This window comes from Cellulomonas sp. (genome assembly GCF_017744555.1).
Classification (GTDB): domain Bacteria; phylum Actinomycetota; class Actinomycetes; order Actinomycetales; family Cellulomonadaceae; genus Cellulomonas.
The window spans coordinates 30,444-42,482 of the sequence record NZ_JAGIBD010000001.1 but is presented as its reverse complement, the minus strand read 5'-3'; the positions used below and the strand labels follow the sequence as shown (position 1 = coordinate 42,482).

The 12,039-nt window shown below is 74.3% G+C and carries 8 protein-coding genes; 4 read left to right on the top strand and 4 right to left on the bottom strand.

The features are described 5' to 3' along the window. The first annotated feature begins 161 nt into the window (after positions 1–161). Positions 162–821, top strand: coding sequence for a phosphate signaling complex protein PhoU (gene phoU / locus J7523_RS00150; protein WP_291881011.1), 660 nt, complete (start codon positions 162–164; stop codon positions 819–821). Between the two features lie 262 nt (positions 822–1,083). Then, positions 1,084–1,521, top strand: coding sequence for an MmcQ/YjbR family DNA-binding protein (locus J7523_RS00145; protein ID WP_291881010.1), 438 nt, complete (start codon positions 1,084–1,086; stop codon positions 1,519–1,521). A 28-nt stretch (positions 1,522–1,549) separates the two neighbouring features. On the opposite strand, the gene J7523_RS00140 is transcribed toward J7523_RS00145, so the two are convergent. Further along, complete coding sequence (locus J7523_RS00140) at positions 1,550–2,290, bottom strand: phosphoglyceromutase (protein ID WP_291881008.1); 741 nt, start codon at positions 2,288–2,290, stop codon at positions 1,550–1,552. A gap of 81 nt (positions 2,291–2,371) precedes the next feature. On the opposite strand from J7523_RS00140, the gene J7523_RS00135 reads away from it, so the two are divergent. Beyond that, positions 2,372–2,722 (top strand): VOC family protein, encoded by a 351-nt coding sequence (locus tag J7523_RS00135; RefSeq protein ID WP_291881006.1) that lies wholly within the window; start codon positions 2,372–2,374, stop codon positions 2,720–2,722. A 3-nt stretch (positions 2,723–2,725) separates the two neighbouring features. Here J7523_RS00135 and J7523_RS00130 read toward each other — a convergent pair whose 3' ends face one another. From J7523_RS00130 to J7523_RS00120, 3 genes are all read right to left on the bottom strand, one after another. Continuing rightward, complete coding sequence (locus J7523_RS00130; RefSeq protein ID WP_291881644.1) at positions 2,726–4,027, bottom strand: glycosyltransferase; 1,302 nt, start codon at positions 4,025–4,027, stop codon at positions 2,726–2,728. 126 nt (positions 4,028–4,153) lie between these two features. Then, positions 4,154–9,250 carry a glycoside hydrolase family 3 N-terminal domain-containing protein gene (locus tag J7523_RS00125; protein ID WP_291881004.1) on the bottom strand — a complete coding sequence of 1,699 codons (5,097 nt, stop codon included), beginning with the start codon at positions 9,248–9,250 and terminating at the stop codon, positions 4,154–4,156. A 291-nt stretch (positions 9,251–9,541) separates the two neighbouring features. After that, on the bottom strand, positions 9,542–10,615 hold the full coding sequence (locus J7523_RS00120; RefSeq protein WP_291881002.1) for a lactonase family protein: 1,074 nt from the start codon (positions 10,613–10,615) through the stop codon (positions 9,542–9,544). A gap of 137 nt (positions 10,616–10,752) precedes the next feature. Here J7523_RS00120 and J7523_RS00115 point away from each other — a divergent pair, with 137 nt between their 5' ends. Beyond that, positions 10,753–12,030: an ABC transporter substrate-binding protein gene (locus J7523_RS00115; protein ID WP_291881000.1), complete on the top strand. Its 1,278-nt coding sequence runs from the start codon at positions 10,753–10,755 to the stop codon at positions 12,028–12,030. Positions 12,031–12,039: the final 9 nt, after the last annotated feature.

The following is a 12,039-nucleotide window of genomic DNA, read 5'->3' as shown; positions in this document are numbered from 1 at the left end:
CGTAACGGGCAAGTCGGACGTCTGCGCAAGATGACGGGCCCCTCCCGCTCCGCCGCGCGGTCCAACTGCCGCCCTGCGTTCACCTGGCAGAGCCCGGCCGTTCATCTGCCGGTGTCAGCCTGACGACCGCGCGGCACCCCGCCGCGACAGGAGAGGATCACATGCGGGACATCTTCGACGCCGAGCTCACCCAGCTCGGCGACGACCTGGTCACCCTCGCGAGCCGGGTCGAGCGCGCGATCACCGACGCCGGAGTCGCGCTGCTGACCGCCGACCTCGCGCTCGCCGAGCAGGTCATCGCCGGCGACCTCGAGATCGACGAGCTCGAGCGCGACCTCGACGAGCGTTGCGTGCTGCTGCTCGCCCAGCAGGCACCGGTCGCCACCGACCTGCGGATCGTCGTGTCCGCGCTGCGGATGAGCGCGACCCTCGAGCGCATGGGCGACCTCGCCCGGCACATCGCGCAGGTCGCCCGCGGTCGGTATCCGCGTCACGCCATCCCGCACGGGCTGTCCGGCACGTTCGCCGAGATGCACGACGCCGCCGTCCGGGTCGCCCGGCGCCTCTCGACGCTGCTCGAGAACCGGGACCTCGCGATCGCCGAGGCCATCGAGCAGGACGACGACCTGCTCGACGAGCTGCACGAGGACACGTTCACGGCGCTGCTCAACGGCTCGTGGGCGGGCACCCCGCAGGAGACCGTGGACGTCACGCTCGTCGGTCGCTACTACGAGCGGTTCGGCGACCACGGCGTCTCCGTCGCGCGCCGTGTCGTGTACCTGGTGACCGGCACCGTCGGCGAGGAGATCTCCGCCTCCTGACGGGCACCCGCTCGACCCGCGCGGACCACCTCGTGCCTGCGCCGGACGGGCGACGGGACCGCGGCGCTCGCGCGGCTGGGTGGCACGAACCCGGCCACCGCCGCCCTCGCCGCCCCGCCCGTCTGACCCCGGGTCGGTCCCGGACCTGCGGAGCCGAGTTCGTGGGTTCGAGGCGACTTCGTGGGTTGCAAGCCCCGAACTCGACCGCAACCTCCGAACTCGACGGGCGACGCAGTGCACCCGGCGTCGGTAGCGTGGGGCGGTGAGCCAGGGGCGGGTGCTCGGGTGGGGCGACGACGACGTCGCCGAGGCACGACGGCGGATCGGCGACGTCGTCGCGCGGCTCCCCGAGGCGACCGCCGAGGTCGACCCGTACGGGAACACCGGGTTCTTCACGCGCGGCAAGCGGTTCGCGTGGATCCTGCCCGACCACCACGGCGACGGGCGGCTCGCGCTGTGGTGCAAGGCGGACCGGCACGAGCAGCAGGCGATCGTCGCGCGCGACCCCGACCGGTACTTCGTCGCGCCGTACATGGGCCGGCACGGGTGGGTCGCCGCGCACCTCGACAAGGCGCACTCGCCCGACTGGGCCGAGCTCGAGGAGATCGTCGAGACGGGCTGGCGGATGTCGGCCACGCGGGCCGCGATCGCGGCGTTCGACCGCTCCGACACGACGACGCGCCGGTCACCCGAGGGGTGACCGGCGCGTCGGTGGATGCTCCCGAGGGTCAGCGACCCTGGTTCGCGACCGCCTTGATGGCCTCCGCGGCCGCCTCGGGGTCGAGGTACGTGCCGCCCGGGTTGGTCGGCTTGAGGGTCTCCTCGTCGAGCGTGTAGAGCAGCGGGATGCCCGTCGGGATGTTGATCCCGGCGATCGTCGCGTCGTCCACGTCGTCGAGGTGCTTGACCAGCGCGCGGATCGAGTTGCCGTGCGCCGCGACCAGCACGACCTTGCCGGCCTGCAGGTCCGGGACGATGTCCGAGGTCCAGTACGGCAGCGCGCGGTCGAGGACCTGCGCGAGCGCCTCGGCCAGCGGGATCGGCTCACCGGCGTAGCGCGGGTCGGCGTCCTGCGAGAACTCCGAGCCGGGCGTGATGTCCGGCGGCGGCACGTCGTACGAGCGGCGCCAGAGCATGAACTGCTCCTCGCCGTACTCGTCGAGCGTCTGCTTCTTGTCCTTGCCCTGCAGGGCGCCGTAGTGACGCTCGTTCAGGCGCCAGCTGCGCTTGACGGGGATCCAGTGGCGGTCCGCGGCGTCGAGCGCGAGGTTCGCCGTGGTGATCGCGCGGCGCAGCAGCGACGTGTGCACCACGTCGGGCAGCACGCCCGCGTCGGTGAGCAGCGTGCCGCCGCGCTTCGCCTCCTCGATGCCCTTCTCGGAGAGGGCCACGTCGACCCAGCCGGTGAACAGGTTCTTGGCGTTCCACTCGCTCTCGCCGTGGCGGAGCAGCACGAGGGTGTAGGTCATGGGGCCATCCTGCCGCAGCGTCGCCGGGTGCGTGCGGGACGTCCGTCGCTTGTCCGTCGACCTGCTGCCATGCTGAGCGCCATGGAGCGGGTGACCGGAATCGGTGGGTACTTCGTGCGCGCGTCCGACCCCGCGGCGCTGAGCGCCTGGTACCGGGACGTGCTCGGGCTCGACCTCGACGAGCACGGGCTCTGGCAGCCGTCCGCAGGGCCGACCGTCTTCGCGGCGTTCGAGCGCGCGAGCGACTACTTCCCCGTCGAGCAGCAGACGATGCTCAACTTCCGGGTGGACGACCTCGACGCCATGCTCGCGCAGGTGCGGGCCGCGGGCGGGACGGTCGCCGACGAGGTGCAGGACATGGACGGCGTCGGCCGGTTCGGGTGGGTCAGCGACCCCGAGGGCAACCGGATCGAGCTCTGGCAGCCGGAGTGAGCGTCAGCGGGACTCGGCGGCGACGCCGTAGACCTTGAGGAGCTGGTCGGCCGTCGTGCCCCAGCCGAAGCGTTCGGCGACCTGACGGGCGCCGCCCGACATCGTGGCGAGCGCTGCCCGGTCGGCGAGGACGTCGGACAGCACGTCGGCCCAGACCGCCGGGTCGTGCCCGCGGACGAGGCGGCCGGACGTGCCGTCCTCGACGATCGACCGCAGGCCACCGACGGCGGCGGCCACGACCGGCACGCCGCTGGCCTGCGCTTCCGCGGCGACCAGCCCGAACGACTCGGAGCGCGACGGCATCGCGACGACGTCAGCTGCGTGGTACCAGGTGGCGAGCGTGTCGCGGTCGGCGGGCGGGCGGACGACCACGTCGTCGGGCACGCCGGTCACGGCCGCGAGCGCCTGCAGCTCCCGCACGGCGGTGGAGCGGCCGGACGGGCCCCCGAGCACGACGAGGAGCGGCACGGGCCGGCCGGTCGCGCGCAGCACGCCGAGCGCCTGGACCAGCACGTCGGGCGCCTTGAGGGCCTGGACCCGGCCGGCGAACAGCACGATGTCGCGGTCGACCGGCAGACCCAGCGCCTGACGTGCGGCGACGCGCGAGGCGGCGGGGACGGGGGCGAACCGGTCGAGGTCCACGCCGGGTTCGACGACGTGCACGCGGGACGGGTCGGCGCCGTACAGCTCGACGAGCTCGTGCGCCTCGCACGGCGTGCTGGCCACGAGCGCGTCCGCCTCGGCGACCACCTGCTCCTCGCCGAGCACGCGGCCGTGCGGCTCGGGGGTGTCGCCGGGGGCGAGGGACGCGTTCTTCACGCGGGCGAGGGTGTGGGCGGTGTGCACGAGCGGCACCTCCCACCGGTCGGCGGCGATGCGGCCGACCTGGCCGGACAGCCAGTAGTGCGAGTGGACGACGTCGTACCAGCCGGGACGGCGCGCGGCCTCCGAGCGCAGCACGCCGGCGGCCATGCCGCACAGCACGCCCGGCAGGTCGTTCTTGTCGAGCCGCTCGAACGGGCCCGCGGGTACGTGGTGCACCAGCACGGGCGGGGTGATGCCGGGCTCGACGGCGTGCGCGAGGAGCACGTCGCGGGACTCGTCGGGCGTGAGCTCGCGGCCGGCCGCGTCGGCGCCGGGCAGCACCACCGTCTCGGGGAGGTCCGACGACGTGGCGCGCGTGAAGATCTCGACGCGCGCGCCGCGGGCGGCCAGCGCCCGGGACAGCTCGAGCACGTAGACGTTCATGCCGCCCGCATCGCCCGTGCCGGGTTGCTCCAGGGGTGAGGTGTGCACCGAGAGCATGGCGACGCGGGGGGCGTGCTCGAAGGTCACGGGGGCTCCAGAGGGCGGACGGGTCTGACGCCCATTCTCACGCACACCCCGGGCAGCCCGCGCGGGAACGGGGGTCGCGCGCGGGCTGCCCGCCTCTCAGCGCACCACCAGCAGGTGAGGAAGGGACGCCCACGGGAGGTAGCCGTCGTCGCCGCGGTACGTCACGACGACGAGCGAGGTCCTGGTCGACGACGGCAGCGTGACGGTCGCGTGGCCGGCGGCGTCGAGGGTCGCGCTGCCGCGGCGGGCGCCGTTGACCCACACGTCGACCGTGCCGGTCGGTGTGACGCCCGGGACACCGCTGACCTGCACCTGGACCACCTTCGGGTCCTTGGCGCGGACCGACCAGTCGGTGCCGTCGGTGGAGACCCTCGGGAGGGTCTTGAGGACGGTGAGCGGGACGGCCTTCGACGACGAGCCCAGCACGGGCGGGTCGGCGGCGGGGGCTCCCCCGTAGACCGCGACGAGCCGGTGATGGCCCGCGGCGAGCGTCGCCGGGAATGTCACCTTGCCGGTGCCGTGGGTCAGGGTGACGTTCGCCACCGGGACCCCGTCCGCCTGGATCTCGACCGTGCCGGTCGGGGTCGTCCCCTCCGCGGTGACCGTGACGCGGGCCGTGACCGGCCGGCCGAGGACCGCGACGGGCGACGAGAGCGAGAGCGTCGTCCTCGACGCCACCGGCGCGGTCGTCGAGACACCGGCGACGCGTGCGAGGAGCTCGGCGGCGTCGCCCGCCGCGCCGGACATGAGGGCGTGCTCGGCGTCGGCGGTGAGGGCGACGGCGTCGTCGGGCAGGGCGTTCATGGACGCCCCGACGACCGTCGCCTGCGCGAGGTCGCGGAGCAGCGAGACGACGAGCCCCGCCGCTCGCGCCGTGCCGCGGTCCGTGCCGTCGAGCAGGCCGGCGGCGTGCGCGAGGAGCGGGACCGACGTCGCGAGCGTCGCCGGGTCGAGCGACGAACCCGACCACACGGGTGCGTCGAGCACCGCCTGCACCGCGTCGCGCGCGGCACCCGCCGGGAGGTCGGCCACGACCGTCGTGAGGCGGTCGCGCTGCGCGTCCGTGCGCAGGCCCCACCCGTACGCGTACAGCGGGTCGTACGTGTCGTCGCCGACGTTGACCGGCACCTGCTCGGCGGTCGCCGGCCACGTCACGGGCAGGCGGCCGGTGAAGGGACGGTCGCCGAACAGCACGTCCGCGACCCCCGCACCCTCCGAGCCGGGCAGCCACGACGCGACGAGCGCGTCGATCTCACCGAGCTGGTCCGTGACGAGCTGCGGGCGGCCCGAGACGACGAGCACCGCGCACGGCACGGCGCCGCAGACGCGGTCGATCGCGGTCCGGTCGGCAGCCGACAGCGACAGGCTCCTGCCGTTGTTGCCGACGTCGCCCTGACCCTCGGCGTACGGCGTCTCACCGACCACGACGACACCGACCGTCGCGTCGCCGACGGGCGCCGAGGCGTCCTCGGAGTACGTGACGGAGGCACCGGGGGCGACCTGCTGGATCCCGCCGAGGATCGTCGTCCCGGTCGTGATCGGACCGGACGAGCCCTGCCACGAGATCGTCCAGCCGCCGGCCTGGTTGCCGAGGTCGTCGGCGTTGGAGCCCGCGACGTACACGTGCGCGTCCTTGGCGAGCGGGAGGACGGCGTCGTTCTTCAGGAGCACCTGCGACTCGGCCGCCGCCGTCCGGGCGACCGCCCGGTGGGCGTCCGAGCCGACGACGCCGGCCTGCGACCGGTCGGTGAACGGCTGCTCGAACAGGCCGAGCGCGAACTTCTGCGTGAGGATCCGGCGGACCGCGTCGTCGACCCGGGCCTGCGAGACGGCGCCGCTCTCGACGTTCGTCGTCATCGACTGGACGAACGTCGCGAAGTTGTACGGCGCCATCGCCATGTCGAGACCGGCGTTGACCGACCGCGCCGCCTTCTCGGCGTACGTGCCGCCCGGGAGCTTGTCGATGCCCTCCCAGTCGCTGATGAGGAACCCGTCGAAGCCGAGCTCGCCCTTGAGCAGGTCGGTGTTCAGCGCGCCGTTCTCGTGCATCCGGACGGGGTCGCCGCCCGCGACCGAGACGGCCGAGTACGACGGCATGATCGACCCGACACCCGCCGCGATCGCCGGCTCGTACGGCGCGACGTACAGCCGTCGCAGCTCGTCCAGCGAGGCGACGTGCGTGATGCCCTGGTCGATCGGGTAGCCGGAGCCCGCGAGCGCCGGGTCGTACGTCGTGCCGCCGTCGCCGGTCCAGTGCTTCGCGGTGGCGAGCACCTCGTCGGCGCCGGACATGTCGGCCGCGTCGAGTCCCTGCAGGCCGGTGATCGCGGGCTCGGCCATGGCCGTGACCAGGGCGGGGTCCTCGCCGAACGACTCGTAGCTGCGCCCCCAGCGCTCGTCGCGCGTGACGCACAGGCACGGCGCGAACGCCCACGGGACGCCGGTCGCACGCACCTCGGCCGCCGTCGCACGGTGCGTCTGCTCGACGAGGTCGGCGTCGCGCGCGGCACCGAGGCCCTCGTTGTGCGGGAAGATCGTCGCCCCGACCACGTTGTTGTGGCCGTGCACGGCGTCGACGCCGTAGATCAGCGGGATCTGCAGCCGGGTGGACAGGGCCTGGCGCTGGAAGCCGTCGACCATGTCCGCCCAGCCCGTCGCCGTGTTGGCCGCGGGGACGGAACCGCCGCCCGACAGCACCGAGCCGAGGGCCAGGTCCGCGATCTGCTGCGGGGACTTCAGACCGAGGCGCTCGGCCTGGGTCATCTGGCCGAGCTTCTCGGCCAGCGTCATGCGGCCCAGCAGGTCGTCGACGCGCTGCGCGGTCGGGAGAGTCGCGTCGAGGTACGGCGCGCCGACGGCGTCGAGCACCACGCGGGGCGACGTGCCGACCGCAGCGCCCGTCGCGGCGAGGGTGACCTCGACCGTGCGGGCGTCGTCGACCGTGGCCGTGGCGTGGGTGACCACGTCGACCGTCTGCGTCGTCCCCGAGGCCGTGCCCGCGTCGAACGTGAGCGTGCCGCTGAAGGCGTCGTAGTGCTCGCCCGCCGTCGCGGTGCCGGGCCCGTTGGCGTACGTGACGGTCACGGGGCCGGTGAGCGGCTGGCCGTCGGTCGTCGTGAGGACCACCGGCACGTGCGCGGTCTCGCCCGGGTCGACGAGCACGACGTCCTGCGCGGCGGTCACCGTGGCGGTCGGCGCGGGGACGGCCGAGCCGTAGAGCTGCACGTCGTCGACGGCCCACGCCTTGGCGGCAGCCGTGCCCGGCACGAACGTGAGCGCGTACCCCCACGACGACGTCAGGTCGAGGGTGCCGTTGCGGGTCGCGGCGTCGCCCGGCTGGTAGCCGCTGAGCGTGAACTGCGAGAACGGCAGGTCGACGATCTTCCACCGGCTGCCGTCGGGCGACCAGTTGTCCTTGAACGTGGTGGCCCACAGCTCGGAGTGCTCGCCGTCGGGGCCGCCGTCCTTGAGCTCGACCTTGATGTCGTCACCCGCGGTCGGCGACGCGGGCCGGTTGTCCTGCGACGCGTACCAGAGCAGCCGGATGCCCCGGAACGAGCTCCAGTCCTGCCCGGCGGCGAGGTTCTCGCTGAACCCGCCCCAGCCGCCCGACGGGATGAGGTACGTGCCGGACAGCACGTGGTTGTCGGCCGGGCCGCCCTCGCGGTCCTGCTGCGTGACGCCCAGCGTCACGTCGGCACCGGCCGAGCCCCACGTGAACAGGCCGACGGTCGTGCCCGGCTCGGCGATCGGCACGTCGCCCTCGGCGTCCTCGACCGTCGTGACGCGGTCGTACAGGCCGAGGTCGTCGAACTGCCACGCACCCGCACCGAGGTCGGTCAGCGTCACGGCGAAGCCGGCGGACACGTGCGGGTCGAACCGTGCGTCGGACGCCGGGTCGTTCTTGAGCCGCAGCGTCGCGAACGCGACGTTGACCCGCCGCCAGCCTGCGGTGTCGTCGACAACGGACGTCTCGAACAGCTGGCCGTTGCTCTTCACCTCGTGGCGGAGGAGGCCGCCGCCGCCCGTGCCGAGGAACCAGAACGTGAAGCCGTCGTGCGCGGACCAGTCGGTGGGCGACGTGTCGTGCGTGAAGCCGAACCAGTCGCCGGGCGCGGGCGCGCCCGACACGGTGGCGACGAGCGCGTCGCCGTCGTGGTCGGCCGGGGCCGTCGTGAGCACGGGGGTCACGGGGGCGCTGATGCCCCACGTCGTGTAGCCCGCGGGGACGCCGTCCTCGTAGTCGTCGAGCACCGTGACGGCACCGACGTCGGGGAGCTGGCCGTGCGGGGTGATCGTCACCGTGGCGGTCGTGCGGCCGCCCAGGACGAGGCCGGCGGACGGGGAGTCGAGCGTGAGGACGACCGTGCCGACCTGCGCGAGCGGACCGTGGTCGACGGTGGTCACCGTGACGTCCTTGCTGGTCTCACCGGGTGCGAACGTCACGACCTGGTCGACCGCGGTGTAGTCCGCGCCGGCCGTCGCGGTGCCGCCGGTCGACGACACGTGCACCGACTGCGTCGTCGCCGCGGGGACGGCGAGCACGACCGGGACGGTCGCGTCGCTGCCCGCCGGGACGGTGACGCCCGACGTGCCGAACGCCGTCGCCACCTCGGCGGGCGTGCCGTAGACCTCGAGCGAGAACAGCGAGTACCCGTACCAGTGCAGGCGCGACGGGTCCCAGTCGAAGCTCGTCCGCTGGTTCATCTGGAGCCGGACGTAGCGCGCGTCCGCGGGGGTCGCGAGCGTGACGTCGTCCGTGCCGCCGTCGCCCGCCGCCTCGGTGTGCACCGTGCTCCACGACGCCGGGTCGCCCGGGTCCGCCGTCGCGACCTGCAGCTCGTACCCCCGCGCGTACGCGGCCTCCCAGGCGAGCACCACGTGGTCGACGGCCGCCGTCGTGCCGAGGTCGACCTGCAGCCACGCGGTGAACGGGACGTCCTCGTCGGGCCCGTTGCCGCTCGCCCACCGCGTGCCCGGGTCGCCGTCCGTCGCCGCGCCCGGCGGGAAGGTGCCGTCCGCGTCGGACTGGAACTGCGACGCGCTCGCGGTGCCGGTCAGCGCGAGGTCGCCCGGGGCGGCGGTCGCGGGTCCGGCGGTCGCGACGAGCGCGAGCGGCACGACGGCCGCGAGAGCGGCGAGCGCACCGGTCCAGCGCTGGGGACGGGGACGGGTGGTGCGGGCTCGACGCACGGGTCACTCCCTTGTGACGCAGACTCGGCCGGCCCCCTGCCGGGCCGACTCGCGCGCCCGCTCCTGCCGAGGCGTCGTTGCCCCGGCGTCGCTCACAGCGGTCGCTCGGCTGACGCCAGGCAACCACAAAGACTTACCGGACAGTAAGTGCAGAAGGTCACGATTCGGTCACGGTGCCTGTCACGATCGCGCGCTCCCTGTGACTTCGCGGGCGGCCGCGCCCGGTCGGCGTCCGGGCGTGATGCTCGTGGGGCCCCTTAGACAGCGGCGGGCGCGATGCATGCGGGCCCCTCAGACAGCGGCGGGCGCGATGCATGCGGGCGACGGCACTGGCGCCGACCCGACCGTGGCACCGTCTTCGCCGAGCACCACCACCCCGCCGCTCTCCTGGTGCGCGACGACGGTCCAGCCGTCGACCACCAGGTGGTGCCGCGGCCAGGACCCCGGCAGCGCATGCTCGTCCTCGGGCCGCAGCAGCCCGTCGCCGTCGACCGAGAACCGGGCGACCCCGTCCGGGCCACGCACGCCGACGAGCAGCCGGTCGCCGTCGAGCAGCACGTGCGCGGGGAGCCGGCGCTCCGGGTCGCCGCTGTCCGTCGCCGGGAGCGTCTGCACGACCTCACCGTGCGCCGCCCCCTCGTCCCACGCGACCACGTGCACCGACGAGTCGAGCTCGCCGACCAGGTACGCGCGGCCGCCGTCGGGCGCGAACGCGAGGTGCCGCGGCCCGGTCCCGGGCGGCAGCGCGACGGCCACGCCGTCCTCGGTGAGCAACCCGGTGTCCGCGTCGCGCGAGTAGCGCCGCACCTCGTCCGTGCCCAGGTCGACGACGAGCACGTGCCGGCCGCCCGGAGCCACGGCGACGAAGTGGGCGTGGGGCGCCTCCTGCCGATCGGGGTGCGGGCCGGCGCCCGTGTGCCCGAGCACCTGCGCGGGACCGCCCACGGCCAGCACCTCGGCGGTGAACCCGCCGTCCGCCTCGAGCGGGATCACGCCGAGCGTGCCCGAGCTGTAGTTGGCCACGAGCAGCGTCCGGGCGTCGACGTCGAGCAGCAGGTGGCACGGGTCTGCCCCGCCCGACGCGACCGTGGCCCGCGGGCGCAGGCCGCCGTCGACCACGTCGAACACCGTGACGGCGCCCTCGCTCTCCTCGTCGACGGCGTACAGCACCGGCGCGGTCGGGTGCGCGACGACGAACGACGGCGCGGGTGTCTCCACGACCAGGCGCGCGCCGGACAGGACGCCGGTGGCGGGGTCGAGGTCGACGCGCCAGATCCCCTCGCCCCGGCCGGCCGGGGTACCGGCGCCCGCCTCGGGGTAGGTGCCGATCCAGAGCGGTCGAGGGGTCGCGGGCGTCGGGGTCACGGTTCACGAGCCTACGGTGGCCGCACGCGCCCGGCCGCCGAGGCGGTCAGGATGGGCGCAGGCGGGTCGTCGTGGAACGATTCCAGCATCCGGCCGACACCCCCGGGACGACGATGACCGCGCACCGCAGGACCGCAGTGACCCTCACCCTGCTCGTCGCCGCGTCGACCGCAGCGTGCACCGGTGCGGACAGCCCTGCTCCCACCACCACGTCCGGTGGTGCGGTGGACGTCGTCGGGTTGTGGAGCGGCCCGGAGTACGACGCGTTCGCCTCGGTCGCGTCCACGTGGGAGAGCGACACCGGCGGCTCGGTCGACTGGCACGGGTCCAGCGACGTCGCGGCCGACCTGGCGGACCGCACCGCGGCCGCGGACCCTCCCGACCTCGCCGTCCTGCCGAACCCCGGGCTGCTGCACGAGCTCGCGCAGGCCGGGGCGCTCGTGCCGCTCGACGGCGTGCTCGACATGGACGAGGTGACGGCGGACTACTCGCCGGCGTGGCGCGACCTCGGCAGCGACGACGGCCGGCTCTACGGCATCTACGTCAAGGTCTCCGACAAGTCGACCGTCTGGTACGCGCCGCCGGCGTTCGCGGCCGGCGGGTACGACGTGCCAACGACCTGGGACGACCTGACGGCGCTGGCGGACCGCATGGTGGCGGACGGCGGCACCCCGTTCTCGCTCGTGGCACCCCGCGGCCCGGGCAGCGGCTGGGCGCTCACCGACTGGATCTCCTCGCTCGTGCTCGGCGGCTGCGGACCGGACCTCTACGACCGGTGGGTCGCCGCCGACGTGCCGTGGACCGACCCGTGCGTCCGGGGAGCCTTCGACCGGTTCGACGCCCTCGTCCAGGCGCCGGGGTACGTGCTCGGCGGCACGCAGGGCATCCTCACGACGGGCGACGCCGACGGGGTCGTCCCGCTCTACGCCGACCCGCCCACGGCGTTCATGTACTCGATGGCGTCGTTCGCACAGGGGTTCATCTCGTCGTCCTTCCCGGACCTGACACCGGGCGACGACTACGGCTTCTTCCCGTTCCCCGCGGTGGACCCGGCCCACGCCGGGGCGGTCACCGTGGGCGGCGACGTCGTCGTCATGATGAACGACACGCCCGCCGCCCGCTCGTTCCTCGCCTACCTCGTCGGCGCCGACGCGCAGACCGCCTGGGTCGAGCTGGGCGGGTACACGTCCGTCAACCGGAGCGTCCCCGCGGAGGCGTACGACGACCCCGTCGCCCGCGCGGTCGCGGACCACCTCACCGGAGCCGACGTCACGCGCTTCGGTGCGGGGGACTCGATGCCCGCGTCGGTGCAGCGGGCCTGGTGGGACGGGATGCTCGCGCTCGTGCAGAACCCGACGACGCTCGACGGGATGCTCGACTCGATGACGCAGACCGCCGCGAGCGCCGCCTCGTAGCATCACCGG